The 26,587-nt window shown below is 61.5% G+C and carries 28 protein-coding genes and 2 pseudogenes; 11 read left to right on the top strand and 19 right to left on the bottom strand.

Going from position 1 to position 26,587, the window contains the following annotated elements:
* Positions 1–122: 122 nt before the first annotated feature.
* The 7 genes and pseudogenes from VE934_RS14590 to VE934_RS14560 form a co-directional block, all read right to left on the bottom strand.
* Positions 123–1,319 (bottom strand): NnrS family protein, encoded by a 1,197-nt coding sequence (locus VE934_RS14590; protein ID WP_324888747.1) that lies wholly within the window; start codon positions 1,317–1,319, stop codon positions 123–125.
* Positions 1,316–2,482 carry a hypothetical protein gene (locus VE934_RS14585; protein ID WP_324888745.1) on the bottom strand — a complete coding sequence of 389 codons (1,167 nt, stop codon included), beginning with the start codon at positions 2,480–2,482 and terminating at the stop codon, positions 1,316–1,318. The genes VE934_RS14590 and VE934_RS14585 overlap by 4 nt, the downstream gene beginning before the upstream one ends.
* Complete coding sequence (locus tag VE934_RS14580; RefSeq protein ID WP_324888743.1) at positions 2,479–2,817, bottom strand: metal-sulfur cluster assembly factor; 339 nt, start codon at positions 2,815–2,817, stop codon at positions 2,479–2,481. Before VE934_RS14580 ends, VE934_RS14585 begins: the two co-directional genes overlap by 4 nt.
* A gap of 18 nt (positions 2,818–2,835) precedes the next feature.
* A complete protein-coding gene (locus VE934_RS14575) occupies positions 2,836–3,306 on the bottom strand; it encodes an Rrf2 family transcriptional regulator (RefSeq protein ID WP_324888741.1) in 471 nt (156 codons plus the stop codon).
* An 18-nt stretch (positions 3,307–3,324) separates the two neighbouring features.
* Positions 3,325–3,576 (bottom strand): DUF2249 domain-containing protein, encoded by a 252-nt coding sequence (locus VE934_RS14570; RefSeq protein ID WP_324888739.1) that lies wholly within the window; start codon positions 3,574–3,576, stop codon positions 3,325–3,327.
* Between the two features lie 63 nt (positions 3,577–3,639).
* Positions 3,640–5,909: pseudogene (locus tag VE934_RS14565) on the bottom strand (nitric-oxide reductase large subunit).
* Positions 5,910–5,945: 36 nt separating this feature from the next.
* Positions 5,946–6,233, bottom strand: a complete 288-nt coding sequence (locus VE934_RS14560; protein WP_324888735.1) for a DUF2249 domain-containing protein — start codon at positions 6,231–6,233, stop codon at positions 5,946–5,948.
* A 259-nt stretch (positions 6,234–6,492) separates the two neighbouring features.
* Here VE934_RS14560 and ubiU point away from each other — a divergent pair, with 259 nt between their 5' ends.
* From ubiU to ubiD, 7 genes and pseudogenes are all read left to right on the top strand, one after another.
* The gene (gene ubiU, locus VE934_RS14555; protein ID WP_324888733.1) at positions 6,493–7,542 is read left to right on the top strand and encodes a ubiquinone anaerobic biosynthesis protein UbiU; all 1,050 of its coding nucleotides are present in this window, start codon (positions 6,493–6,495) and stop codon (positions 7,540–7,542) included.
* Positions 7,543–7,555: 13 nt separating this feature from the next.
* The gene (locus VE934_RS14550) at positions 7,556–8,458 is read left to right on the top strand and encodes a U32 family peptidase (RefSeq protein WP_324888731.1); all 903 of its coding nucleotides are present in this window, start codon (positions 7,556–7,558) and stop codon (positions 8,456–8,458) included.
* 5 nt (positions 8,459–8,463) lie between these two features.
* On the top strand, positions 8,464–9,087 hold the full coding sequence (gene trhA / locus VE934_RS14545) for a PAQR family membrane homeostasis protein TrhA (protein WP_324888729.1): 624 nt from the start codon (positions 8,464–8,466) through the stop codon (positions 9,085–9,087).
* 14 nt (positions 9,088–9,101) lie between these two features.
* Positions 9,102–9,623: a ubiquinone anaerobic biosynthesis accessory factor UbiT gene (gene ubiT, locus VE934_RS14540; RefSeq protein WP_324888728.1), complete on the top strand. Its 522-nt coding sequence runs from the start codon at positions 9,102–9,104 to the stop codon at positions 9,621–9,623.
* Positions 9,620–10,009, top strand: coding sequence for a putative zinc-binding protein (locus VE934_RS14535; RefSeq protein WP_324888726.1), 390 nt, complete (start codon positions 9,620–9,622; stop codon positions 10,007–10,009). The genes ubiT and VE934_RS14535 overlap by 4 nt, the downstream gene beginning before the upstream one ends.
* A 10-nt stretch (positions 10,010–10,019) precedes the next feature.
* Positions 10,020–10,610: a UbiX family flavin prenyltransferase gene (locus VE934_RS14530; protein WP_324888725.1), complete on the top strand. Its 591-nt coding sequence runs from the start codon at positions 10,020–10,022 to the stop codon at positions 10,608–10,610.
* A 3-nt stretch (positions 10,611–10,613) separates the two neighbouring features.
* Positions 10,614–12,095, top strand: a pseudogene (ubiD, locus tag VE934_RS14525) (4-hydroxy-3-polyprenylbenzoate decarboxylase); the annotation flags it as partial.
* A gap of 35 nt (positions 12,096–12,130) precedes the next feature.
* Here the strand turns inward: ubiD and VE934_RS14520 are convergent.
* The 6 genes from VE934_RS14520 to VE934_RS14495 form a co-directional block, all read right to left on the bottom strand.
* Positions 12,131–13,141, bottom strand: a complete 1,011-nt coding sequence (locus tag VE934_RS14520; RefSeq protein WP_324888724.1) for a serine/threonine protein kinase — start codon at positions 13,139–13,141, stop codon at positions 12,131–12,133.
* A gap of 44 nt (positions 13,142–13,185) precedes the next feature.
* Positions 13,186–14,619 carry a bifunctional serine/threonine-protein kinase/universal stress protein gene (locus VE934_RS14515; protein WP_324888722.1) on the bottom strand — a complete coding sequence of 478 codons (1,434 nt, stop codon included), beginning with the start codon at positions 14,617–14,619 and terminating at the stop codon, positions 13,186–13,188.
* 8 nt (positions 14,620–14,627) lie between these two features.
* Complete coding sequence (locus tag VE934_RS14510; protein WP_324888720.1) at positions 14,628–15,374, bottom strand: metallophosphoesterase family protein; 747 nt, start codon at positions 15,372–15,374, stop codon at positions 14,628–14,630.
* A 14-nt stretch (positions 15,375–15,388) separates the two neighbouring features.
* Positions 15,389–16,477: a DUF2855 family protein gene (locus tag VE934_RS14505; protein ID WP_324888718.1), complete on the bottom strand. Its 1,089-nt coding sequence runs from the start codon at positions 16,475–16,477 to the stop codon at positions 15,389–15,391.
* A 70-nt stretch (positions 16,478–16,547) separates the two neighbouring features.
* Entirely contained in the window at positions 16,548–16,967 is a 420-nt protein-coding gene (locus VE934_RS14500; RefSeq protein ID WP_324888715.1) for an organic hydroperoxide resistance protein, read from the bottom strand.
* 60 nt (positions 16,968–17,027) lie between these two features.
* Positions 17,028–17,468, bottom strand: a complete 441-nt coding sequence (locus tag VE934_RS14495; RefSeq protein WP_324888713.1) for a MarR family transcriptional regulator — start codon at positions 17,466–17,468, stop codon at positions 17,028–17,030.
* An 89-nt stretch (positions 17,469–17,557) separates the two neighbouring features.
* Between VE934_RS14495 and VE934_RS14490 the strand changes: the two genes are divergently transcribed.
* A complete protein-coding gene (locus tag VE934_RS14490; protein ID WP_324888711.1) occupies positions 17,558–18,448 on the top strand; it encodes an SAM-dependent methyltransferase in 891 nt (296 codons plus the stop codon).
* On the opposite strand, the gene VE934_RS14485 is transcribed toward VE934_RS14490, so the two are convergent.
* Together VE934_RS14485 and VE934_RS14480 are read right to left on the bottom strand one after the other, a co-directional pair.
* On the bottom strand, positions 18,437–19,360 hold the full coding sequence (locus VE934_RS14485) for a fatty acid desaturase family protein (RefSeq protein ID WP_324888709.1): 924 nt from the start codon (positions 19,358–19,360) through the stop codon (positions 18,437–18,439). The genes VE934_RS14490 and VE934_RS14485 overlap by 12 nt on opposite strands.
* Positions 19,332–20,048, bottom strand: a complete 717-nt coding sequence (locus VE934_RS14480; protein WP_324888707.1) for a TetR/AcrR family transcriptional regulator C-terminal domain-containing protein — start codon at positions 20,046–20,048, stop codon at positions 19,332–19,334. Before VE934_RS14480 ends, VE934_RS14485 begins: the two co-directional genes overlap by 29 nt.
* A gap of 178 nt (positions 20,049–20,226) precedes the next feature.
* Between VE934_RS14480 and pcaH the strand changes: the two genes are divergently transcribed.
* Positions 20,227–20,934, top strand: coding sequence for a protocatechuate 3,4-dioxygenase subunit beta (gene pcaH, locus VE934_RS14475; RefSeq protein ID WP_324888815.1), 708 nt, complete (start codon positions 20,227–20,229; stop codon positions 20,932–20,934).
* Between the two features lie 13 nt (positions 20,935–20,947).
* Positions 20,948–21,538, top strand: a complete 591-nt coding sequence (pcaG, locus tag VE934_RS14470; protein WP_324888705.1) for a protocatechuate 3,4-dioxygenase subunit alpha — start codon at positions 20,948–20,950, stop codon at positions 21,536–21,538.
* 131 nt (positions 21,539–21,669) lie between these two features.
* On the opposite strand, the gene VE934_RS14465 is transcribed toward pcaG, so the two are convergent.
* The 4 genes from VE934_RS14465 to VE934_RS14450 form a co-directional block, all read right to left on the bottom strand.
* Positions 21,670–22,476: an ABC transporter permease gene (locus VE934_RS14465; protein WP_414693854.1), complete on the bottom strand. Its 807-nt coding sequence runs from the start codon at positions 22,474–22,476 to the stop codon at positions 21,670–21,672.
* Positions 22,473–23,426, bottom strand: a complete 954-nt coding sequence (locus VE934_RS14460; RefSeq protein WP_324888701.1) for an ATP-binding cassette domain-containing protein — start codon at positions 23,424–23,426, stop codon at positions 22,473–22,475. Before VE934_RS14460 ends, VE934_RS14465 begins: the two co-directional genes overlap by 4 nt.
* 30 nt (positions 23,427–23,456) lie before the next feature.
* Positions 23,457–24,272, bottom strand: a complete 816-nt coding sequence (locus tag VE934_RS14455) for a siderophore-interacting protein (protein ID WP_324888699.1) — start codon at positions 24,270–24,272, stop codon at positions 23,457–23,459.
* An 80-nt stretch (positions 24,273–24,352) separates the two neighbouring features.
* Positions 24,353–25,852, bottom strand: a complete 1,500-nt coding sequence (locus VE934_RS14450) for an AMP nucleosidase (protein ID WP_324888697.1) — start codon at positions 25,850–25,852, stop codon at positions 24,353–24,355.
* A gap of 137 nt (positions 25,853–25,989) precedes the next feature.
* Between VE934_RS14450 and VE934_RS14445 the strand changes: the two genes are divergently transcribed.
* On the top strand, positions 25,990–26,587 hold a 598-nt coding region (locus VE934_RS14445; protein WP_324888695.1), incomplete at its 3' end, for a phosphonate ABC transporter ATP-binding protein.

The raw sequence follows: 26,587 nt of genomic DNA, 5'->3' as shown, positions 1-26,587 counted from the left end.
AAGGCCGTGTTGTATGGTCGTGGAAAAGCGCTACATATTGACGTCGCCGTCGCTCTTGAATCCCAGCCGCTGTATTGCCCAAAAGACATAGCCCTTGGCCCACTTGCCGCTCAGCAGTTATCTCAACCTGCCTGCCCGTCAATACGCGGCCGCGTCAGCACCGGCCAGTAGCGCACCGTGTAGAGCCCGAAGCCGGCAGACCAGAGTGCGGCCGATCCCAGCGTTGCATGGATGAACCAGGCCGGGACGGCGAGCGGCACAAAAACGCGGACCAGCGCCGCAAGCAGCACAAGAACAAAACAAGCCACGTCGCTACGGTCGGCGCGTAGAGCCCGTCCGGTGTGGCCGCGCGCGGTGCGGGTCATCATGCCGATGATGAGGCCGCCAATGGCGCCTACGGTCAACGCGTGAGTGGCCACAGAGGGGACCACCCATCCCGCCGTTGCAAAGGCGCGCAGCGCGAGATGCACGGGAATCCACAAGTAAGCAACGTGCAGCACCCAGACCAGCGGCGCACGCCCTGTCTTCCAGGGCCGCCACAGGCTCCATCGGGCAAGGTGGGCAAGTGCACAAACCCCAGCCAACGCGCCCAGCCAGACGCCATGCAGTTGCACGGCGTCGGCCAGCAACAGAACTAGCACGCCACCGAGTGCCGCTTTCTCCAGTAGGGGCTGGCGCGTGGCATTGGCTCCCGGAACGCCATTGTTGGTGAACATGGGAATCACACGGCCGCCCATCACGGCCATGATGAACAGCATGACATCCAGGCCGAGCTGAATGCCCACCCAGCCTGGAAGCTGCACTACGCCGAGTTGCGCCAAGTGAATACCCAGCACGGCTGCTGACATCAGCAGCAGCAGACCCACAAAAAAGTAATTGCGGCGGTTGCCCGCAGCGATGAAGGGAATCGCAAGCGCGATGGCGGCGGCAAGGGGAAATGCAACATTGACGGCTGCAGCAGCCCAGCCGAAGGGTGTAAGTACCAGTACCCTGCCGGCTACCCACAGCGCGGCCAGAGCAGCCAAGGGCCAGCCGGTGGGCGTCGGCCGGTTCGACCAATTGCGCCCAGCCGTGAAGAGAAAACCAACGACCACAGCCAGTGCAAAGCCGAACAGCATCTCGTGGGCGTGCCACATCGGTCCCTGCAGGTAGGGTAGCCCCAGCCAACCTGAGAATTGCAGCGCCCACAGGCCGATGGACAAGGCAGCGAAGGCGCTGGCCAGCAGGTAAAACGGGCGAAAGCCAAGGTCCCAGAGCGCCCAGCCGACGGGTGCTGGCGAAGGGCGGGTAGGCTCCGCGATGTTGACGAAGGAGGTCATGAGGATGTCTTTCGTGTGGACAGGGCGTCGGGCCCGCCATGCTGGATGCGCCAGGCAATCGCGGCGCCGGCGATGGTGGCCGCAAACAGCGCCATTGCAACAGCATTGAGAAGGGCACCAGTGCTGTGCAGCGGGTTACCGGCCATTCCAGCGACCAGCCGCAACAGCAGGGAGAGGTGCAACACGGCCAGCGGTACATAGAAAAAGACGCCGAACCTCAGCTTGACGCGTGCAATGGCCGGCAGGATCACTGGTGCATGGCCCATCATCATGCTGACGATAAAACCCAGGCCGAGGGCGTGCAAAGCGGCGTCGCGCAGGGGCAGGCCTATGGCGGTGCCAGCCCAGGCAACACCCGCCACCGCCAGCCACGCATAGCCGCCGAGCAGGCAGACAGCCATGTAACGACTGAGTCCATGTGCCCGGACGGTGTGGCGGGCAATGTCGAAAGCCGCCAGCCACAGCGCCAGCAAGGCCAGTGCTGCACCGTACAAAAGTCCGCCCGCAACCGGGGCCAGCGCCGACCAGGCCGCGCCCGCGATCAACGCCCCCAGAACGGCTTGCAACGACAGCTCTGCGGCGGGGCGCCGGCGCATCAACCGCGTCATTTCCAGGCGCTCGGCGGCGATGGTCATCACGAGAAATGCGAACCACCAGGGCAGCGTTGCGACGCTGTCCTGGCCCGTGGCGAACAGCAGATTGCCGGCCAGCCACGCGCCGGCGGCGACCAGCAGCAGCCAGGTGTGGGCTGCGCGCTGGCGCCGCACGATCACGATGTTGACAGCCGTGAAAATGGCGGCCGCTACCACGCCCATCCACGCGCCCGGCCGGGGCTGACCCAGCAGCAGGAGTGCGCCACCGGCTCCTGAGGCCAGCGGGGCGAGGAAGGCGGAACGCAATTTGACGGCTACCGCACGTTCGATGCCGATGACGGTGCCGAGAAAACCGCAGATCATCAGCGCAGCATGCATCAGCGCGGCCTGGCTTGGCCAGGCGGAATCCGTCGGCAATGGCAGCGCGACCCCGGCGCGCAGCAGTCCGCCTGAGATGCCTGCCAACAGCGATAACGCAACCAATGACAACAGCAGTGGTCGCACCGCCAGGGCGACCCAACGCGGCGCGCTTTGGCGCTGTGCCTGTTTGGGCCGGGGTGACGTTTTCACCACTGCATGAAGCGCCTGGCTCGCTCGCTCATGCGATCGGCGGACCAGGGTGGCTCCCACACCAGTTCAACTTCAATCAGCAATTCCGGCGGCGCCACGCGATCCAGCTCGGTCTCGACCTCCTCAATGATGAGATCGGCCACCGGACACGCGGCGGACGTCATGGTCAGTCTGACATGCAGTTTCTCGTCAGTCACCGTGACGCCATAGATGAGCCCGACATCCACGATGCGCATGGCGACCTCCGGGTCGACTACACGCCTGAGTGCCTCCACCAGGGGCTGCCGCAACGCCTCCGGGCCTTCGTAGGGAAACGGCGCTACAGGCTCAGTCATGGCAGTCCCGACATCAGCTCATGCGACGCGTTCTGCCGCCGCCATGGGTGTGGTTCTGTCAATAAACAGCACTTTGGCGAGAGAGTGCCGGTTCTGGACCAGGTCGGCCAGGGTGTAGCGATCCAGCACGTTGTAGAAGGCATCCACCGCTTCGCCGAGCACACCGCGCAACCGGCAGATGCGCGTGATCGCGCAGTGGTTGGCCTCATCAGAAAAACATTCGGCCACCACCGCTGTGCCTTCTGTCTGGCGCACCACCTCGCCGACGCCGACCAGTTCGGGCGGCATGGCCAGTTCGAGCCCACCACCCTTGCCACGCACATTGGCCAGCCAGCCGTTTTTACCGAGCAGGTGCACAACTTTGATCAGGTGATTTTCCGACACGTCGAAAGAAGTCGCGATTTCGGCAATCGTGGCACGTTTCTGGGGCTGCGCGGCCAGGTAAATCAGCACACGCAAGCTGTAGTCGGTAAAGGCGGTGAGTTTCATAGAGATGAATGTAAGGCCTCAACCGCGCACCTGGAAGTCGATCACGATTTCCCCCGGTTCGCGCCGCACATAGTCGATGCCCAGCTTGTCGCCGAAGGCCTGCTGCAACTGGTTCAACAGTGGCAACGGATCATGATCATTGACAAAGCGCATGGTTTCTCCTGCATGAAGGCTTTCCAGGGCGCCAAAGATAGCCGCGTGGCGGAAGCGCTTGGCAACGCCGCGGGCGTCAAAGGGGTGGACATTGTGGAGTGTCTGTATCTCGCTCATGATTGGTTTTCCGATTAAAAAGCATTGGAACAAAGTGCCGGATGGGCCGGCACTTCACAGGGGTCAGCCTCGGGCGGTTGCCGTTGCCGCCAGCGCGTGCTGCACGGCGGGACGCCGCAAGAGTCGTGCTGCATACCACGCCAGCAGGACCGCACCGATGGCGAACAGGATGTCGCCCGGGACCCGCATCCATACCAGCGTTTCCATCACCGGGGAATGGATGATTTCCGGCGAGCGCGCGTACCACAGGCCCCGGGTGATGCTGGCCCAGGCTTGGTAGATGCCTGCGGGCAGCAGCGACAGGAAAACCATCATGGCCAGACCGATGTTCAGGCTCCAGAAGGCGGGCTTGAGGATGTTGTCGGCATGCATGTTGCGCGAATACAGGCCGCGCAGGCAGAACAGCATCAGGCCGATGCCGAGCATGCCGTAGACACCGAACAGGGCAGCGTGACCGTGGGCGGCCGTCATGTTCAGGCCTGCACGTAGTAGAGCGATGCCGGCGGGTTGATGGCAAAACCGAGCAGGCCGGCGCCGACAGTGTTCCAGAAGCCCACCGCGACAAAACACATCACGGGCCACTTGTAGGTGGCAAGCCATGGCAGGGCTTTGGAGCGCCGGTAGGTTTGCAGGGCTTCCAGGCCGATCAGGGTCAGGGGCACAACTTCCAGGGCAGAAAACACGGCGCCAACAGCAATCACCGATGTGGGTGTCCCGGTGAAATACAGGTGATGCAGGGTGCCCAGGATGCCGCCGAACAGGAACACGATGGTCTCGGCGATGATGGCGCGGTTGGCGCTTTCGGTGCGTACCAGTCCCAGCTTGGCGAAGATCAGCGCCACCACAGCTGTGGCGAATACTTCGAAGAACCCTTCCACCCACAGGTGAACCAGCCACCAGCGCCAGTACTCGACCATCGAGTAGTGCGTGTTCTGGCCCCAGGTCAACGACGTCGCGTAAAAGCCGCCGATGCAGGTGGCCGACAGGAAGACCATGGCGATCAGGCCGCGGGTTTCTGAAGGTTTTTTCAGCGCCGGCCACAGTGCCCGGCCCAGCAGGAACACCCAGAACAGCAGGCCGACGAACAGAAGAATTTGCCAGACGCGGCCCATGCTGGTGAATTCCAGCCCCTGGTTGCCCACCCAGAAGGCAAAGTCCACACCTTGGCGCTGCAGTGTGCCCAACCAGGCGGTGGCGGTGGATCCGACGACGATGGCAATCAGCGCCCAGAACAGCACGTCCACACCCAGCTTCTGCAGCTTGGGCTCGCGGCCCGAGAGCAGCGGGGCGATGTACAGACCGGTGGCCAGCCAGGCCGTGGCGATCCAGAAGATGCCGACCTGGGTATGGATGGTGCGGCTGACCACATAAGGCAGAATTTCTGCCAGCGGCAGACCGAAGAATGCCTTGCCCTCGACGGCGTAATGCGCGGTGACCACGCCCATGCCGATCTGTAGCAACATCAGGCCGATCACGGCAAAAAAGTACTTGCGCGTGGCCTTCATCGAAGGTGTGGCAACCGCGCCCAGCAATGGATCCGCCTTGGGGGGAACTGCCTCCGCCTCATGCCGCTGGCTGCCGTGCAGCCACAACATGGCGGCGATCGCACCGAGCAGGAGCACGATGCTGACCATCGACCAGATCGCGGCCGAGTCGGTCGTCTTGTTCCCCACCAGCGGCTCATGCGGCCAGTTGCTGGTGTAAGACAGGTTTTCCTCGCCTGGCCGGTCGGTGCTTGCGGCCCAGGAAGTCCAGAAGAAGAAAGCGGTGAGCGCCTGCCGATCCGCCGCGTCCGGCAGCAGGTTCCCGGTCATCGCATACTGGTCACGTAGTTCGTCCAGCAGCACATCACTGCCGAACAGGGCGTCGTAGTGGCTTGCCGCTTCGCGGATCGCCTGTGCGCGTTCGGTAGACACGGTGACAGTCTCGGTCGTCGTGTCGTAGGTATTGCGCCGCATTTCTTCCTTCAGCGCAGCATTGATTGCGCCGTGGTCGGAAGCTGTCATTGCGGATGGGCCCTTGCGCAAGGCCTGGGTATGAATGGCCTGAAGCGCCAGCGCTTCGCGGTGCAGCCAGTCGGCCGACCAGTCCGGCGCCACATAGGCGCCATGGCCCCAGACACTGCCTTGCTGTTGGCCGCCGCTGGCCAGCCACACCTGCTGGCCCTTCTGGACCTGCTCACCGGTGAAAAGAACCTCGCCAGACGTGGTGACGACGGCCTTGGGAATGGGTGGGGCTGTCAGGTAGATCTGTACACCGAGGTACCCCAGCGCACCAAACGACAGCACAAAGATGAAGCCGAGCCAGCGCCACAGCATATTGTTGTTTTTCATCGCGTATTCCTTCTGAATTCTTGAAAAAAAGGCGGATCAGGCGCCGCCGCAGGAGCCGCAGCACTGCCCGTCGCTGTGGGTCGACGCCCGCCGGGTAATGGTCACGCGCCAGGTATCGGGGCCTTGTTCAAGCCAGGACCAATCGAATTTGCCTGGCATTTCTGCCTGGAGCTGAAGGTTCAGTGGCTGTGGATCGTGGTCGTTGATCAGCTCCAGGGTCTGGCCGGTGCCAAGTTGGCCCAAAGTGGAGAAGATGGCGGGATGCCGCTCGCGGGGAGGAATCGTCCGGATATCGAGTGTGGATGTTGCGGAAGCGTGGCTCATGAGAACTCCATTTGAAAAGCAAAATTTAGAAGATGTATAAATAATACATCTATTAAGATGGGAGTGGTGCATTCCCCTATTGATCCAGGTCAATTGGACTTTGAGGAGCTTCGGCAAAAAAGTCAGCCGGTGATCCATGTCCTTGTGAGCCTGCGTTCAGGCCAACTGTTGACGGGGATCAGAAAGTATTCTGTTAGTTCGGCGTAAGGTTGCGGGTTGCGATGGCTCTCTTCCGGGAGCCTGTCTGACTTCAATCTGCATGACTTCCACTCCTTCCCTTCCTGACATCCCGCAGACGCCGGCAGTTACGCCAGAGCTGGTGTGCCCGGCCGGCAGTCTTCCTGCCCTGAAAGCCGCGGTCGACAACGGCGCCGACTGTGTTTACCTGGGTTTGCGTGATGCGACCAATGCGCGCAACTTTGCAGGACTCAACTTCGATGCAACTGCGATTGCAGCGGGCGTGGGGTACGCACATGACCGTGGCTGCAAGGTCTTCATGGCACTCAATACCTATCCCCAGGCAGCCAATCCCGGGCCGTGGTTTTCGGCGGTCGACCAGGCGGTGGACCTGGGAATGGATGCGGTCATCCTGGCCGACCCGGGACTGATGCAATACGCTGCCCGGCGTTATCCGGCCTTGCGCTTGCACCTTTCCGTGCAGGGGTCGGCAACCAACTACGACGCCATCAATTTCTACCGCGAGCAGTTCGGTGTGGTTCGTGCAGTATTGCCGCGTGTGCTGTCGCTCGACCAAGTACGTCAAGTCATCGATAAGACACCAGTAGAGATCGAAGTATTCGGATTTGGCAGCCTGTGTGTGATGGTAGAAGGGCGCTGCGCGCTATCGTCTTATGTGACGGGGGAGTCGCCCAACACGCACGGCGTGTGTTCGCCAGCCAAGGCCGTGCGCTGGCAGGAGACGCCGCAGGGCCTGGAATCGCGCCTGGGCGGTGTGTTGATTGACCGTTATGCCAGCGGTGAAAACACTGGTTACCCCACGCTCTGCAAGGGACGTTTCGACGTGGGAGATGACGAGAGCTACTACGCCATTGAGGAGCCTGCCAGTTTGAACACGCTCGAGCTCTTGCCGCAACTCCTGAAGATGGGGGTACGCGCCATCAAGATCGAGGGTCGGCAGCGCAGCCTCGCGTATGTGGCGCAGGTGACCCGGGTCTGGCGTGAGGCCATTGACCATTGCGTTGCCAATCCGCATCGCTACGCACCGAAAACCAGCTGGATGGCCAGCCTGGACCAGGTGGCCGAAGGCCAGCAACACACGCTGGGCGCTTATCACCGGCCCTGGAAATAGTGAGACCCGCGCCATGAAAATTTCCCTTGGTCCCTTGCTGTACTACTGGCAACGGGAGAAGGTATTCGACTTCTACGAAGAGATCGCCAGCACCCCGGTGGATGTGGTCTACCTGGGCGAGACCGTGTGCTCGCGACGGCATGAATTGCGCCTGGCCGACTGGCTGGACATCGCCGTCCTTCTTCGCGCGGCGGGCAAGGAGGTGGTGCTCTCAACCCACGTCCTACTTGAGTCGGGCAGCGACGTCGGCACCATGCACAGGATCACGGCCAACGGTAATTTTCAGGTCGAGGCCAACGACATGGGCGCCGTCCATCGCCTGGCGGGCAAGCTGCCGTTTGTGGCCGGCCCGCATCTCAACCTTTACAACCCGGCTGCCCTCCAATGGATGGCCGCGCTGGGAGCGAGTCGCTGGGTTATGCCGCTGGAGATGAAGCAGAGCGATCTCGAGTTGTTGCAGCAGAACCGACCGAGCGGCTTGCAGACCGAGGTGTTTACCTATGGCCGCATGCCACTGGCCTATTCGGCGCGCTGCTTTACCGCGCGGCACCGCAACCTGCCAAAAGACGACTGCCGTTTCAGCTGCCTGGACCACCCGGACGGCCTGATGCTCAGAACGCGTGAACGGGAGGAATTTCTGGTGCTCAACGGTACACAAACCCAGTCGGCACGCGTTTACAACCTTGTGGACGCGCTGGAGGACATGCGGGCCATCGGCGTGGATGTGGTTCGCCTGAGTCCCCAAGCGCAGCACACCGTAGAAGTGATTGCCATATTTGACGCAGCCCGCGAGAAACTGCTGGCACCGCAGGAGGCACTGGCGCGCATGCAGCCGCTCATGCCGGAGCAGGGGTGCAACGGGTATTGGCACGGCCGGCCCGGACTGGAGCAGGTCGCTCCTGCCGTGCAAGGCTGAACGCGATGTACCACGGTGAACGCTTCAACAGCATCAGCCATCTGGTCGGCGCAGGGTTGGCGGCGGGCGGCTCAGCCGTCCTGATCGTGCCGGCGGGCATGGCCGGCGATCCGTGGAAGATCGTCAGCTTCAGCATTTATGGCGCCATGCTGGTTCTGCTGTATGTTTTTTCCACGCTGTATCACAGCATCAGTGGGCGTGCAAAAAACGTGCTGCGCAAGTTTGACCACTGCTCCATTTACCTTTTGATTGCCGGCAGCTACACGCCGTTTGCGCTGGTCTCACTGCGCGGTGCCTGGGGTTGGTCTCTCCTGGGTGTGGTGTGGAGCCTGGCGGTGCTGGGCATAGTCCAGGAGATCTGGCTGGCCAGGGGCGCACGGGTGGTCTCGCTGGTCATCTATGTGGTGATGGGCTGGCTGGCACTGGTCGCGGTATTGCCCCTGTGGGCAGCGCTGACGCCCGCAGGCTTTGCGTGGCTGGCTGCAGGAGGCGCTTGTTACACCCTGGGAATTGGCTTTTACACTACGGACCACAAGCTGCGCCATGGCCATGGCCATGGCTGGTGGCATCTGTGCGTACTGGGCGGCAGCATCTGCCACTTCATCACCGTGCTGCTTTACGTGGCTTGACGCCACCTGCCACCATGAAACCATCTTCTCCGTTCCCACGCTTTGTGCTGCCGCCAGCAGTTGGTTCCCTGCTCGGCCTCCTCCCGGCCTACCCCGGCTCGGTGCTTTTGGTGCAGGCTCTTAACCTGAACCTGGCACGCCAACTCCCGGCCGACGTGTGCAGTTTTCTGTTGCACAAAAAGCTGCGCATTTATGTTCGCGACGCGCACCTGACTTTTGACTTTACATGGACAGGGCAACGGTTTTCCGCCTGCCCCCGCCTGCAGGCCACTGATCTGGCCATCAGCGCGAACGCCCATGATTTCATGCGTTTGGCTCAACGCCGTGAAGACCCGGACACCCTGTTCTTCAGCCGCCGCCTCGCAATGGAAGGTGACACTGAGCTCGGTCTGGTCGTGAAAAACGCGCTCGATGCGCTGGAACTGCCAGCGCTTGACCTGCAGCAGTGGACACCCCTGAAGGTGCTGGCCCGTTTTGGGCCGCGCAAACGCACGGCCGGTATCGGGCCGCGTGAACATGGTAGAGAAAGAACATGACTGAAAACCGCAGGCACTTTCCACTTGTCTACTCGTGTTCCGGGTGTTCAAGCGCGGCGCAACTGGCAAACCATGTGGCCTTGCAACTGGACCGGCGTGGCATCGCCGAGATGTCCTGCATTGCCGGAGTGGGCGGCGACGTACCGCACCTGATGAAAATTGCGCGCTCCGGCCGGCCCATTGTGGCGCTAGACGGTTGCCCGCTGGCCTGCGTCAAAAACGTGCTTGCGCGCCACGCCATCACCGCCGATCGGCATTACCCGCTCCAGCAGTACGGCGTGAAAAAGCGGACGCATGAAGACTTTGATCCCGCGCAGGCGGCGCTGGTGCTTGAGCGAGTGACGGCTGACCTGCTGGCCGCACCGCTGGATAGGCCCAGACCGTGACGGCCAAAACGTGAACGCCAGGCGCATTGTTGTTGCGATTTCCGGTGCCAGCGGCGCGGTGTACGGAACACGCCTGCTGCAAGTGCTCCACCCTATGACGGGGATTGAAACCCACCTCGTGGTGTCCGACGCTGGCTGGCGCAATCTGGACCAGGAGCAGGGCATGAGCCGCGCCGCCGTCGAAGCCCTGGCCGATCAGGTGCACGACGCTCGCGATGTGGGCGCCTCCATTGCCAGCGGCTCCTTTTTATCCAGTGCCATGGTGGTGGCGCCCTGCTCGATGCGCACGCTCGCCGCCGTAGCGCACGGCCTGGCAGACAACCTCATCACGCGCGCTGCTGACGTGATGCTCAAGGAGCGACGGCGACTGGTGCTAATGGTGCGCGAGTCGCCATTGCACCTGGGTCATCTGCGCAACATGGTCAGTGCGACCGAAATGGGTGCCATTCTCTGTCCGCCCATGCCTGCTTTCTATCAGCGCCCGCAATCCGTGGCTGAGCTGGTGGACAGTAGCGTGGCCCGTGTGCTCGACTTGCTGGAGATTTCGCATAACGTGGCCCCCCGCTGGGGCGGGCAGGCGCTGGTCACAGCGAGCCCCTGACTCATGCGCTACCGCGATCTGCGCGATTTCATGGCCCAGCTCGAGAAGACCGGCGATCTGCGCCGCGTAGCCGAGCCGGTGTCGCCCCATCTGGAAATGACGGCCCTGTGCGACCGCGTTTTGCGTGCGGGTGGTCCGGCCCTCTTGTTTGAACGCCCTACCGGCCACAGCATGCCGGTGCTGGCCAACCTGTTCGGTACACCAGAACGCGTGGCTCGCGCCATGGGTGTGGCCGATCTGCGTGCGCTGCGCACCTTTGGCGAGGTACTTGCCGCCCTCAAGGAGCCCGAGGCGCCCAAGGGTCTGAAAGACATGCTTGACCTGGGCGGTCTGCTCAAAACCTTGTGGCATATGGCCCCGCGCGAAGTTCGTTCTGCACCTTGTCAGGAGGTAGTGTGGGAAGGCGCGGACGTCGACCTGGCACGCCTGCCGGTGCAACACTGCTGGCCCGGCGACGTCGCACCCCTGGTCACCTGGGGCCTTGTTATCACACAGGGGCCACACAAGCCGCGGCAGAACCTGGGTATTTACCGCCAGCAGGTCCTTTCACGCAACCAGCTCATCATGCGCTGGCTGCCCCACCGCGGAGGAGCACTTGATTTTCGTGACCACGGCGCAGTGAACCCGGGCCAACCGTATCCCGTGGCTGTTGCGCTGGGTGCTGATCCGGCCACCATTCTGGGTGCGGTGACGCCGGTGCCTGACAGCTTGTCTGAATACCAGTTTGCCGGCTTGCTGCGCGGTGCGCGTACCGACGTCGTGCGCGCGCTGGGCAGCATCCTGCGCCTGCCGGCCTCCGCAGAAATCGTGCTCGAAGGGCATATCTATCCGGATGCCGGCCACGCCACTGGTTATGAGCACGCACTCGAAGGCCCCTTCGGCGATCACACGGGGTATTACAACGAGCAGGCTTCATTTCCGGTGTTCACGGTGGATCGCATCACGATGCGGCGTGACCCGATTTACCACTCGACCTACACCGGCAAACCGCCGGACGAGCCTGCTGTGCTCGGCATGGCCCTGAACGAGCTGTTCATTCCCCTGCTGCAAAGGCAGTTTCCCGAGATCACCGACTTTTACCTGCCGCCTGAGGGTTGCAGCTACCGCATGGCGCTGGTGCGTATTAAAAAGGCCTACCCCGGCCACGCACGACGCGTGATGATGGGCGTATGGAGCCATTTGCGACAGTTCATGTACACCAAGTTTGTGGTGGTGGTGGACGACGATGTCGACGTACGCGACTGGCGCGAAGTGATCTGGGCCCTGACCACCCGCATGGACCCGGCGCGTGACACCCTGCTGATGGAAAACACGCCTATCGACTACCTGGACTTCGCTTCGCCCGTGAGCGGCCTGGGCAGCAAGATGGGACTGGATGCAACCAACAAATGGCCCGGCGAAACCCAACGCGAATGGGGCCGACCGATTGTCATGGACCCCGCAGTGCAGGCCCGTATGCAGGGCATTTTTGATTCATTGGGCTTGGGATCTGTCGCCGCTGGTAGCCTGGCGGAAAAGATTCAAGCCACCAGCGGCGCTTCCTGCATGGCCTCGGTTTGCTCCTCCAGCATGTCAACCTGGCCTTTCCAGTAGTCACTGGTACCGAACCACGGGAAGTTGACCGGAAAAATCGGATCCTTCCAGCGCTGGGCCAACCAGGCGCTGTAGTGGACCAGCCGCAAGGTGCGCAGCGGCTCAATCAGGGCCAGTTCGCGGCGGTCAAACTCGCGGAACTCTTCGTAGCCATCAACCAGCGCACCCAGTTGCCGAGTGCATTGCGCGCGGTCGCCAGAGAGCAGCATCCACAGGTCCTGTACCGCTGGCCCGCTTCGCGCGTCGTCCAGATCGACAAAATGCGGGCCAGCCCCTTCAACGCCTTCTGGCGTCCACAAGATGTTGCCGGGATGGCAATCGCCATGCAGCCGCAGGGTGTGGATGTCGCCCACGCTTTCAAACACGTTTTGCGCCACCAGCATGGCCTCTTCAAAAGCCTTGTGCCAGCGCGAGCTCATGTCCAGCGGCAGGTAGTCACCGGCGGCCAGGACGTCGCGTGAAGCGTAGCCAAAGGTCTGCAGGTCCAGCGCTGGCCGATGCGAAAACGGCTGCTTGTTGCCGACTGTGTGGATACGCGCCAGAAATCGGCCAATCCATTCAAGCACGCTGGCATCGTCAAGTTCGGGTCGCCGGCCGCCGCGCTTGGGCGATACGCTGAAACTGAAGCCCTCAAAGTGATGCAGGGTCGAGCCATTGAGCGAGAGTGCGCCCACAACCGGGATTTCTGCAGCCATCAGTTCCGCTGCGAAGGCGTGTTCCTCAAGAATTTGCGCGTCGCTCCAGCGGCCGGGCCGGTAGAACTTGGCAACCACGGTGTCACCGACCGCCGCGCCGGGTGCCGCCTCAAGGTGGATCTGGTAGACACGGTTTTCGTAACTAGACAGTGCCATGAGGCGTCCGTCGCCATACAGGCCCACGCTTGCAAGTGCATCCAGCACCACATCGGGCATCAGTGCGTCATAGGGGTGAGAAGACATCGGAAGATTATCGCCCCCGCTAATCGCTCCATCATTTCACCCGATCAGTCAGCGGTGGTGCCCAGACGTTCGTAAGGCAGAGCCTGCTTGACCAACATGACCGTGCATGGCGCTTCCATGGCGACCCTGATGGGCACTGTCGCCATCAGGCGCTGCAGCTGCAACCCATGCGTGGCGGCGCCCACAACGATGAGGCTCACCCGGTTGGCGCGCGCGTAGTCGAGCAATGCATGAGCCGTGTCGCGGCCCTCCAGTACGTGAAGGGAAACCTGATGGCCGTCCAGATTCAGGCCCTGCGCCCACTGGCGCAGCCGTTCGCGCTGCATGCGGACCACATTGGTTTCGTTACCGGTGGTGTCCCCGCCGGGCGGCACGACCGTCACACATGCAAGGCGGGCGCCCGCCTGCTGGCCTAGCGAGCGGTCGACCGCCTGTCTCAGTGAATAGAGCGTGGCATCGGTGGTGTCGCGCCAGGGCACGGCCACCATCACGATTGGGACTTCGGTAATGCTTTCCGCCGGCAAGGGGCTGGGCCGGTATTGCATGCCTGCAGCCTTGATCCAGCGCTTGAAATGCACGCGCCATGGCGTTGGGCCTGTGCGTGCGCTGCGCTCACTGAGCTTGACCTGTTCCGGGTGGGTCAGATCGAACGCGACATGCGCCGCAGACGGATAACGTTTGGCGGCTTCGGGCTCCAGGCAGCGCAGGATGATCTCCTGGAGCCACGCAGGTAGTTCGGGTCGCAGGCGACGGGGGGGTGGCGGATCCATCCACAAGCGTTGCCGCAGTCCGCCGCTGGTTTGTGGTTCGCCAAATGGCAGTTCGCCGGTAGCCAGCTCGTACAGAATGACACCGATGGCAAAGATGTCGCTACGCGGATCACCGCGCACGCCCACCACCTGCTCAGGCGCCATCCACGCTGGTGAGCCCGCAGCCGCGCGCATCTCTTCAGCCAGCAGGTCGGGGTAGTGTGCATGCCAGCTCAAGCCAAAATCAAGCAACACCACCTGGCCATCGTGTCGCACCATCACGTTGGCGGGTTTCAGGTCCAAGTGCACCGCGTTCTGGCTGTGCAGGCTGTGTACCGCTACCGCCAGCGCAGCGCCCAGCCGCGCAATGTCGCCGGGATCGGGGCGCAAACGGGATTCAACAGCATCGTCGAGCCAGCTCTGCAGCACGCGGCCTTCTACATACTCCATCACAAGGTAGGGGAGTCGTGCCAGATCGCCTGCCGCCACAAAACGCGGCACGTGTGGGCCACAGAGCACCTGCAGCATCTGATGCTCGACTTCAAAGCTCAGGATGGTTTCAGCGCCGTCACTGCTGGTCATGCGTGGCACTTTCATGGCCATGGCAAAACCGCCCTCCCGGCCAGGTGCTGAAAAACTTACCCGGTAAATGTGCGCCATACCGCCGGCATGGAGGCAGTCGCCAACGCGGAAGCCGTCGATTTCAGTGCCAGGTTCAAGCAGCTTCATTTGATCTACTAGCGTCCAATGGCCAGCCGGTCGGCGTTGGATACGGGCAAACCTGCTGAACGGATGGCCTGCGCTGCTGCCAGGTGGTCGTAGGGGACACGCAAAAACGTCAGCTGCAGTTCGCTGACGTCAAACAGGGTGTACATCGCTTCGCAATGGCCATCCCTGGGTTGTCCTACCGAGCCTACGGTGGCCAGCCACTGGCGGTGTGCAGGAACGGGAACAGCCACTCCTGGCGTCGGATCGAAGGCCATGAGCCCCTGACCAGCACCCCGATAGAACAAGCGCTGATGATGCACATGACCACCAAACACATGGGTCACGCCGCGGCCAGCGGCCTCCAGGCTCATCTCCGCTTCGCGCGGGCTTTCAACATAGTGCCATCGCTGCGGCTCGTGGGCACTGGCATGAACCAAAAGCGTGCTGCTTTCACGTCGGGTCAAAGGCAAATTGCCCAGAAAGGACAGTTGAGCGGGGCTTAGCTGGGCATGGGTCCAGGCCGCACCTGCTGTGTCAGCCCGCGTGGTGTCGGCGGTCGGCCGAGCTGATGCTTCATCATGGTTGCCACGGATCACCCAGGCACCCTGCGCGGCCAAGGCCATTACGCAGTCCATCACGGCGGAGGGCTGGGCCCCATAACCCACCAGGTCACCCAGAAAGGCATATTGCGTGGCGCCGCGCCCAGCAGCGTCGGACAGACAGGCTTCGAGCGCATGCAGGTTGGCATGAATGTCGGACAGCAGGGCAAGCTTCATGCCCCCATCTTGCCCTATTCCAGAGAAAGTATGTGACCCAGCCGCGGGTCACCGCGCCCAGCCAGCACCAGGGCATAGGCGTGTAGCACCTGTTCAGGACCCTGATGGCGTTGAACGCCAAGCCAGGGTGCCTCTGGGCTGACGGCTTGTGTGAGGAAGGCGTGCCAAGCTTGTTGCAGCCGGCGGCCCAGCTCTTCCGCGCCCCAGTCGGCATGACGTTTTTTGATCTGGGCGGGCGCAAAAAAAAGTGTGGCGCGTGGGCCCGGCAGGTCTTTCGCGCCGCCCAGTTGCTCGACATGAGTGCCTCCAATCGAGCAGCTGTATGCAAGCTTGGCAAAGCGGCTGTGGATGGCATGGCGCAGCTGCGCATTGCCTGCAAAATCAACGTAAACACAGGCTGTGTCCATGCTCACTTGATCAAGCTGATCATAGGTAAGGACGCGGCTGTAGCAACCCAGGCTCTGACAGAAGGCGACGTTTGACGCAGATGTGAGACCGATGACCTCCACGCCCGGCCGCTGGGCCAACTGAAAGGCAGTTCCGTACGCGGTTTTGCTGGACGCGCTGGACAGCAGCATGGTGCGGGCGCCAAAAAAATCGTTGTCCGCGAGGAAATCGTCAATCAGCCAGGAAGTGATGAAAAGCGGTCGCAGCAGGGCCTGCGCATCTTCTGTGTCGGGGGTGTACAAAGGGTCGGTGCTGCAGCGCAGATACTGGTTGTAAACAGCATGCAATTCGCGCCGATGGGCAGCGCCGTCGGAAAATCCGGCGGCATTCAGGCGGCTGGGCAGCAAGACTGTTTCAGATGCCATCGGGTAGTAGCCGTAAAACCGTTCACCCACCTTCACGCCTTCACACAACGATTCCGTCACCGTCGCAAAGCCCCACACGGGGATACAACCCCATTCCCCTTCCGCGACGGGAAAAAACTGCCAGTAGTTCATGGCATCACCAAAGGCAGCGTAGGTGATGTTGTTGGACGTCAGCGCGAATGAATGGATTTTCATCCGGACCTGGCCATCAGTGAGAGGGGCGGAATCCGATGTAGCAAGGCGGGCGTCGGTCAGCGAACTTTTGCGGACGAGGAGGGATGTGTTGTGCATGCCCACAACTTAAGTGAAAAAGCCCGCCGGTTCAACACCGGCGGGCCACATTGGTGACAGCTGAGGCTGATTACTTGAGCGTAATGGTCACGTCGATGTTGCCGCGCGTGGCATTCGAGTACGGGCAAACCTGGTGGGCGGCGTCGATCAGTGCCTGTGCGGCGGCGCGGTCCATGCCGGGAAGAGATACGTCCAGACGTGCAGCGATGCCGTAACCTGCCGGGATTTTGCCCAGGTCAACACTTGCGTCGATGCTGACATCTTCCGGCAGGGTGATTTTTTTCATGCCGGCCACAGCCTTCATGGCGCCGATGAAACAGGCGGAATAACCGGCTGCAAACAGCTGCTCTGGGTTGGTGCCGGTGCCAGCTGTGCCGGGCGAGCTCAGCGTGACGTCCAGGCGGCCGTCGTCGGTTTTGGATTTTCCGTCACGGCCACCTGTGGTGTGGGCTTTGGCGGTGTAGAGGACTTTTTCGAGTTGGGGGGTCATGGTGATTCCTTTAAAAAATGCCCCGGAATTGAGGCGGCGGTGAAAAAATGAGAAGAGTGATTACGCGACGAGTCTTTGGCGCAAGGTCTGCAATTGCTGTGTCAAAGCCACCAGCTCAGGGATGGAACATTGACTGGCAGCCAGGATGCAACCCGGGATTTTTGCGGCCCTGGTCTTGAGCTTGCGGCCTGTTGCCGTCAGGCTGATGTGAACCCGTCGCTCATCTGCCACGTCGCGAATGCGGGAGATCAACTGCGACGCTTCAAGGCGTTTGAGCAAGGGGGTGAGCGTGCCCGAATCAAGGTAAAGACGCTCACCGAGTTCAGACACCATCAGGCCGTCCTGCTCCCACAGCACCAGCATCACCAGATACTGAGGGTATGTCAGGCCCAGCTCGTCAAGCAGCGGCTTGTACAGCTTGGTCATGGCCAGCGATGTAGAGTACAGCGCAAAGCACAACTGGTTGTCCAGTTGCAGCATGGCGTCGATTTTGTTCGGCATGGCTCAATTGTATCACCCAATTAAATTGTGTGCAATTCAATAAAATTGTGACGCCATGTGTTGCACCAAAGCCCTAGACTTGAGGGTTCATGAACAAGTCCCGCACTCCCCCCGCCCCCAAGGCCGCCCAGGTCATTGAAGAGCTGCGCCCCGGCCAGTCAATTGAACTGCTCAAGGAACTGCACATCCTGACGCGGGAAGGCAGGCTGAACCAGGATACGCGGCGCAAGCTCAAGCAGGTTTATCACTTGTACCAGTTCATAGCGCCGTTGCTGGACGAGGTTTCCGAAGGTGAGCGCAACTTCACACTGGCTGACCATGGCGCTGGCAAGTCCTACCTGGGGTTTATTCTTTACGACCTGTTCTTTAATGTGGCTCAGCAGGGCCGCAAGACCACCGGGCACATCTACGGCATTGAGTCGCGCGCCGAGCTGGTGGAAAAATCACGCGCGCTGGCCCAACGGCTGGGTTTTGAGCGCATGGAGTTTGTCAATCTGCTTGTCAGCGAAGCCATCACATCGTCCGAGTTGCCCGGGCGGGTGGACATCGTTACCGCCCTGCACGCCTGTGACACAGCCACAGACGACGCGATTGCTTTTGGTCTTGCCAAACAGGCGCGCCACATGGTGCTGGTTCCCTGCTGCCAGGCTGAGGTGGCCAGCGTGTTGCGCAAGAACAAGGCGCTGACACTGGCGAAGACGCCGCTGGCCGAGCTCTGGCGGCACCCGCTGCACACGCGTGAGTTCGGCAGCCAGATCACCAACGTGCTGCGTTGCCTGCAACTGGAAGCCCATGGCTACCAAGTGACAGTGACAGAGTTGGTGGGTTGGGAGCACTCGATGAAGAACGAGCTTATCCTCGCGAGCCTGCCGTCTACCCCCAGCGAGAACAAGATGCGCGCTGCGCAAGATCGCCTTCAGCAAGTGTTGGCCGAACTCAATCTCGGCGAGTTGACGGCGCGTTTTGGTTCAACCGGCTGACGCCAATCGGAGCACAGTGGCATAACCGGGCTGCATTTCCATGCGTCCCAGGACGCCCTTGGCCTTGAGCAACTTGTGAGCACGCGGGAGGTTCCAGCAGGGAATTTGCGTGAACATGTGATGTTCGCAGTGATAGTTGACCCAGTAGGGTGCAATAAACAGGCGCTCCAGCAGATTGGCGTGGGTGGTGCGAGCGTGGCGAAGCGGGTCGGTTCCGTTCTGGTCGATCAGCGCGTGCTCGGCAATGTTGCGCAGGCGGCTGACCAGCGGCAACCAGGTGGCCATGGGCAGCAGCCACATCAAAACCCAGGCCCACCAGAGCCCGGCCGCGCTGAACAAGGCCAGGCCCAAGCCATTGGTGATCAAAAAAATGCGTTGCTGCTTGAGCGCAGCGCCGATCAAAGGCCAGGCGGCCTCTCCGTTGGGTCGGGCCTTCAGCTTCTTTATCAATCCGCCGAAGCGTTGTTTGAAAAATGTTTGCCCGGTCAGGTCCCGGATGATCTTGCGCCGCAAGGAGTCGGGCGTGATCGGGAAAGGGGCGGACAGCACCAGGTCCGGGTCTTCGCTTTGCTGCACAAACCGGTGGTGCTGCAAATGGTAAGGGCGGTAGATGTTGAGTTCATGGCCGCAAAACCACAGCGCCAGCCGGTCGTTGATGGCGCGGTTGGCATGCAGCAGGCCGTGCGCGGCGTCGTGCATCAGGATAAAAAGACCCAGTTGCCGGTTGCCGATGATCATGACCATGAGGGGAATGCTCAGCGGCCAGACGATTCCCACCGCCATCGCCGCGCCTATCACCAGCCAGCAATGTGCCACCACGGCAATGCCTTTCCAGGAGGAGCGCGCGGACAGCGCCTTCCATTCGTCAGGGCCGAAAAAGGTGTCAGCTTGAACGCGTGCGGCTGCGGGCATGTTTGTCCTTTGGAGCGGCTTTCACCATCTGGAGTGGGGGCCGGGCGCCTGAGGTGGGCGCTTGCTGCGCCATGTCGCTGTCCAGCAGCTCCAGCATGTCGCGTGCGCTGGCTTCGGGGTCCACACCCGTAGCCGCGCCGCGCAGCACGGAGCCCAGTGCCAACGCCCAGAACCGGCGGGCACGCAGGGCCGGATCGTCGTCATGCGGCCAGTTGCGCAGGTCGCGAATCGCGCCATACGCACGGTCGCCTTCGCTGTGCAGGCGCTCAAAAGTGCGTTCAATCAGCGGCGCCAGATCTTGTCGTCGCCGTGCAAGCGTCAGCGCTTCAATAAACAGCGCCAGACCCGGTGAGGCCACAACGCTTTCAGCGAGCGCCCGGGTGTAGAGCGGCAGTGTGGTGGCCTTGGCCGCCGCGCGTTCGGCCTGCTCGCCGGTGTAGAGAATCTCGCGGCAGGCGGCCTCGACAAACAACGCTTCCTTGGTGCGAAAGTAATAGGTCACCTGGCTGGGAAATGCGTCGGCAGCCTGCGCAATTTCCGCAACTGATACGCCGCTCAGTCCGCGCGATTTGAAGAGCTCGACTGCAATGTCGAGCAAATGCGAACGCATGCGCCGACCAGGCTCGCGTGTGCTGCGGGCATCCGTCTCACTGGGTGACGGGTTGATGGACTGGACCGGGGAAGGCATGCCTTAAATGTATGGCATACAAATAAGCATGTCAATCGACAAAGCTCATCAGCGAAGTTCAGGGCTGCGGCGCCGTTGTCGCTTTTGGTGATGAAAAGACCAGACAATGTCACCATTGAGGTCCACTTGACCCGAGTCAGTGGCGCAGACATCCTGAAGGAGACTCTTTATGCCCGAAATGACCAATATCCCTCAGCTTGCACCGCGCGACTGGTCTTCCCACCCTGCACATATTTACACCGGCTACAAGTCCACCCTGCTGCGTGGTCCCAAGCAAGCGCTGTTGCCCATCAAGCAGTCCCTGGCTGAAATGAACAGGCCGGTTTATGGCACTGATGACCTGGGGCCGTTAGACCATGACCTGACCAGAAACGCTGTGAGAAACGGCGAGCCGCTGGGCGAACGCATCATCGTGACTGGCCGTGTCAGTGACGAAGATGGCCGCCCAGTGAGCAACACGCTGGTAGAGGTCTGGCAGGCCAACGCTGCCGGCCGTTATGTGCACAAGGCCGACCAGCACAACGCACCGCTGGATCCCAATTTTCTGGGGGCGGGCCGGTGCATGACGGATGCGGATGGCCGATACCGCTTTCTCAGCATCAAGCCGGGCGCATACCCCTGGGGTAACCACCCCAACGCCTGGCGGCCCAACCACATTCATTTTTCGCTGTTTGGCGATTACTTTGCCAGCCGCCTGGTCACGCAGATGTATTTCCCCGGGGACCCGCTGTTGCCGTTTGACCCGATGTACATGGGCGTGCCGGAAAAAACGCGCGATCTCATGGTGTCCAAATTCAGTCTCGAGGTGACCGAGCCCGACTTTGCATTGGGCTATGTGTTTGACATCGTGTTGCGCGGCCCGCAAGGCACGCGCTTTGAATCCTGAACGGAACGCCATCATGAGCAAACTGCTACAAACCCCATCGCAAACCGTCGGCCCCTTCTTTGCTTATGGGTTGACGCCTTCCCAATATGCCTACGACTTCAAGAGCCTGTTTACCCCGGTGCTGGCGCAGCCCCATGCGGCAGGGGAACACATCCGTATCACCGGCCAGGTACTGGACGGCGCAGGCAACACCATTCATGACGCGGTTGTTGAAATCTGGCAGGCTGATGCGGCGGGCAGGTTTGCCCGTACCGGCGCCGAGGTGGCCGACAGCGGGTTCACCGGTTTTGGACGTTGCGGGACGGGCACTTTTGCCGGGCACCACTATGTGTTTGACACGGTCAAGCCGGGCTCTGTCGCGGAAGGACAGGCCCCTTTTGTTGCCGTCTGTGTGATGGCCCGGGGTTTGCTGGTGCATACCTTCACTCGCATTTATTTTGATGACGAGGCCAACGCCAATGCTGCGGACCGGGTGCTGGCCAGCGTGCCAGCTGAGCGGCGCGCGACATTGATTGCCAAGCGGCAGGCTACCGGAGCCCATGTGGTTTACAGGTTTGATATCCGGATGCAGGGCGATCAGGAGACCGTGTTCTTTGATGTCTAGAGGCTGGCTAAACAGCAAAGCCAGCAGATTGCTATCAAATGGATAGCTGCTAGCGCCCGTAGTTATTGGGCAAAGTACCGATTTTGTTTAAAGAAGTTGCTGCAGGCAGCCTAAACCCCGTTTCTAGCCCTTCAGGCCCTGAAACGTTTACGCGTCAACGCCAGGGCCACCCAGTATGCGACCACCGTGTAGGCCACCAGTACCAGCCCATGCCGCCAGGGCGTAGCCGGCCATTGGTCCATGAACAGTGGGCGGATGATGTCCACCGCATTGGTGAGCGGCAGCCAGTCGGAGATGATGCGCACAACGGTAGGCAATTGCTCACGCGGGAAGAACACCCCACTCAAAAACATCATGGGCGTCAGCACCAGCGTGAAGTAGTAGGTGAAAAAATCGTAGCTCTTGGCCAGCGCATTGAAGATCAGCGCGATGCATGAAAACATCATGCCGACCACCAGCAAGATGGGCCAGGCCACCAAAAGCTTTGGGCTGTGGCTGATGCCCAGCGCCAGCATAACGACCAAAATGGCAGTGACCGTGAACACGGCCTTGAATGCGGCCCACAGCATCTCAGCAAGAAGCACGCTATCCAGACTCACAGGGGCATTCATGATGCCGTCCCAGGTTTTTTGCACATGCATGCGCGAAAACGCAGAGTACAGGGCTTCAAACGACGCAGCGTTCATGGCACTCATGCAAATCGAACCACTGGCCAGAAAAAGGATGTAGGGCACTTTGCCGGCACCGCCGCCCACGTTGATCTCGCCTACCAACGCGCCCATGCCGTAGCCAAAAGCCACCAGCCACATCAGCGGCTCGGCAATGTTGCCCAGCAGACTGGGAATGGCGAGTTTCTTCCACACCAGCATGTTGCGCAAGAAAACCGGCCACCAACGGGCCGACAGGTCAGGCCATCGCCAAATGGACTGGTTCATCATCCATCCTCCCTGATCTGGCGGCCGGTGAGTTTGAGAAAAAGATCCTCCAGGTTGGCCGGGCGATGCAGCGTGCGCAATTTGTGGTGGCTGCTCAGCTGCTCCAGCAGAGGCCGCGCATCCTGCGTGTAGAAGAAGACGGTCTCGCCGCTGACTTCCACACGTGCAGCCAGCGCGCGCAGGGCTGCGTGCTCATCAGACCTGGCCAGCTCCAGCGCTCCCACGCCATACACCTCCACCACGTCAGGGTCCAGATGCTGGGCGATCAGTTCACGGGGTTTTCCTTCGGCGATTTTTTTGCCATGGTCCAGCACCAGCAGACGCGAACACAGGCGCTCGGCTTCGTCCATGAAGTGGGTGGTGAGCAAAATGGATTTGCCTTGTTGCAGCAACAGTTGCAGCCGCTCCCACATCAGATGCCGCGCCTGCGGGTCCAGCCCGGTGGTCGGCTCGTCAAGCAGCAAAAGCCGCGGGTCGTTGACGAGGGCCCTCGCCAGGCTGAGGCGCCGGCGCATACCGCCCGACAGCTCGCCGGGCTTGCTGCCGGCCTTGTGCCCCAGCGAGGCAAACTCCAGCAAGCCGGGTACGCGCGCGCGCACGGCTGAGGCGGCCATGCCGAAGTAGCGGCCGTACACCTGCAGGTTTTCGGCGCATGTGAAATCAGGGTCCAGCGTGTCGAACTGGCTCACCACACCCAGTTTGGCCTTGATGGCCAGCGCGTCTTGCGGCATGCGCAAGCCGGCGCGCGCATCGTCCAGAAAATAGGAAACACTGCCCGTGTCAGGTACGGTGAGGCCCAGGCACATGCGAATGGTCGTGGTTTTACCAGCGCCGTTGGGTCCGATCACGCCCAGGCATTCACCCGGCGCGATGTCAAACGACAGGTCATCCACCACAAGCGCATCACCATACCGCTTAGTCAGGCCCTGGATGGAAACAAGCGGAGAAATCATGCCTTGATTGTTGCCGATCGGTGCCTGGGCTCAGGCATCGTCCCCATAGTCATGGTCCGGGTGGTTAACCACGTCGAGCTTCCAGTACCCGCGTGCCACGATCTGGCTGCGTGAGACACCCAGCTCATCGATGAGCAATGTCCGCAGACGGCGCATTGCGGCTGCCTCACAGGCCAGGTAGATCCGGGTTTCTGCAGGGATGGATGGCAGGGCGCGTAACGCGGTTGCAAGAGGTTGTCCCGCAAGCCGGTGGTCATTGCCGCGTGGCAGCCAGCGGACATCCAGCTGGGCCTGTGCAGCCAATGGTCGTTCTTCGTTCGCGTCGATGACTTCGACCAACACTTGCACACTGGCGCTGACGGGCAGCGCCATCAAAATGGTTTCCACCGCTGGCAGGGCGCTGTCGTCGGCAATCAGCAGGTGCTGCGGCGCGCTGGTGTCCACAGGGTAGCCCGGCCCCGGGCCCATCAGATACAACACCTGCCCAACCCGGGCTTGTGCAGCCCAGGTCGAGGCTGGCCCTTCGCCGTGCAATACAAAATCAACGTCCACTTCCAACGCGTCGGGCCGTATCGCCAGGGGCGTGTACGTCCGCATGGACACCGCACGCGGTCCGTCTGGCAAGGGGCGGCTTGGCTCGGTTTGCCCGGGCTCGGGAAAAATCAGCTTGATGTAGCTGGCGGGCCCGATGGGCGGAAAACCTTCAAGCTCGGGCCCTGTCAAGGTGATGCGGCGCATGGCCGGACTCAGGACCTCAACCCGGCTGACCGTCACGCGTCGCGGTGGCCGGCGCGCACGGGGCGCCGCGGGTGAGTTGGGTTGGGAAAGGACAGGGGCGATCGTCACATGCGGCTTTCTGGAAATCGGTATTGAGAACGATTGTCATCCAGAAAGACCGGGCGAGCGGATCGTAGGGATAAGCGCCCCTATTGAAATGCCACTTCCGAAAAACTGCGCAGCTTGCGGCTGTGCAACTGGGTACTGCCTTGCGCGCGCAGCAACTCTATGGCCCGTATGCCGATGCGCAAGTGCTGGTCCACACGCTCCCTGTAAAAGTGATTGGCCATACCGGGCAGTTTGATCTCGCCGTGCAGCGGCTTGTCGCTCACACACAGCAGCGTGCCGTAGGGCACACGAAACCGGAAGCCGTTGGCCGCAATCGTGGCACTTTCCATGTCCAGCGCCACTGCGCGGCTCTGGCTAAAGCGGCGTTGCGGCTGGTTGCCCGGCAGCAGTTCCCAGTTCCGGTTGTCAGTGGATGCGACGGTACCCGTGCGCATGATGCGCTTGAGATCGGGCCCCTGCAGGTGGGTCACATCCTCCACGGCTTGCTCCAGTGCCTTTTGAATTTCAGCCAGCGCCGGGATGGGTACCCACAGCGGCAGCTCTTCATCCAGCACATGGTCTTCACGCACATAGCCGTGGGCCAGCACGTAGTCGCCCAGCTGCTGGCTGTTGCGCAGGCCAGCGCAGTGGCCCAGCATGATCCAGGCATGGGGGCGCAACACGGCGATGTGGTCGGTGATGTTTTTGGCGTTGGCCGGGCCCACGCCAATGTTCACCATGGTGATGCCGCTGCGATCGGCGCGCATCAAGTGGTAGGCCGGCATCTGGGGCAGGCGCGGCGGCGCCATGCCCAGCTCGTCACCGGCGATGGATGGCAAGCCAACACGGCGTGTCACCACATTGCCGGGTTCAACAAAAGCGATGTATTCGCTTTCAGGGTCGGCCATGGCGGCGTGTCCCAGCCGCACAAACTCGTCTATATAGAACTGGTAGTTGGTATACAGCACAAAGTTCTGAAACCAGTCGGGTGAGGTGCCGGTGTAGTGGCGCAGTCGCTGCAATGAATAGTCCACCCGCGCGCCGGTGAACAGTGACAGTGGCTGAGGCTCGCCGGGTTGGGGCTCGTACGTCCCGTTGGCAATGCCGTCGTCCATGGCTGCCAGGTCGGGCAAATCAAACATGTCGCGCATGAGCATTCGGCGTGCCTGACTCAGGTTGCCTTCGATGTGGTCGTGTTCGGCGAACGAAAAATGCACCGGGATGGGTTGCGTGCTGGTGCCCACTTCCAGTTCAACCGAATGGTTTTGCAGCAGCAGGCCAAATTGTTCCAGGTAGTAATTGCCGTAAAGGTCTGGCCGGGTCAGCGTCGTCTCATACCGTCCGGGGCCGGCCACAAATCCATAGCTGAGCTGCGAAATATCTGGTGTTTCCAGAATAGCCCTTGCGACTGTTTCGGTGTGCACCCGCACAAACGGATAGCAGGCTCGCACATGACCGGGCAGGTCCGCCCCCGCCACATAACGGTGCATGGCGTCGCGCAGGTGGGCAATCTGCTGGTCATAAATGGCCCGCACCTGGGCCAAGGCGGCCGGCGGATCGGTGTAACGGGTGGGTGCAATGAAGGGGGGCAGGTAGGGCATGGGCTTATTGTGCCCGTCCGCCTGCAGGCGAGGCGGGTCGTCCTGCGAATGTCCAGAAGGTCGGTAAAGCGATCAAAAGTGACACGAAACCGACACATTGCGGACCTAGATTCAGTCGCACACCACCGGGGAACACCATGAATACGGCTATTCGAATCAACACTTTAAGCAAAACCTTTGGCAACGGCCGCAAGGCCCTGCAAGGCATTGACCTGTCCATCGCGCCTGGCGAAATGGTGGCGCTGATCGGCGCTTCCGGTTCCGGCAAATCCACCTTGTTGCGGCACATGGCGGGCCTGATGGCCGGTGATTCTGCTGGCGAGGGCTCCATCGTGATCCATGGGCGCACAGTGCAGAGCATGGGAAAAATCGCTGGCAACATCCGCTCTGTGCGTTCGGGTATCGGTTTTGTGTTTCAGCAGTTCAACCTGGTGGGTCGCCTGCCAGTGCTGGTCAATGTGCTGGCGGGCACGCTGCACCGGGTGCCGATGTGGCGCAGCCTGATCCGCTGGTTCACCAGCGAGGAAAAGGCGCGGGGCATCGAAGCCCTGCGACGCGTGGGTATTGCGGAGTGCTGGGCTCAGCGTGCGTCAACTTTGTCCGGTGGGCAGCAGCAACGCGCCGCCATCGCCCGGGCGATGGTTCAGGGTGCCAGGGTGCTGCTGGCAGACGAGCCCATTGCTTCACTGGATCCGGAGTCCTCACGCAAGGTAATGGACATCCTGGCCAGGGTTA

Source organism: Polaromonas sp. (genome assembly GCF_035638815.1).
Classification (GTDB): Bacteria; Pseudomonadota; Gammaproteobacteria; order Burkholderiales; family Burkholderiaceae_C; genus Polaromonas.
The sequence above is the reverse complement of the archived record's forward strand: the minus strand, read 5'-3'. Positions and strand labels throughout refer to the sequence as shown.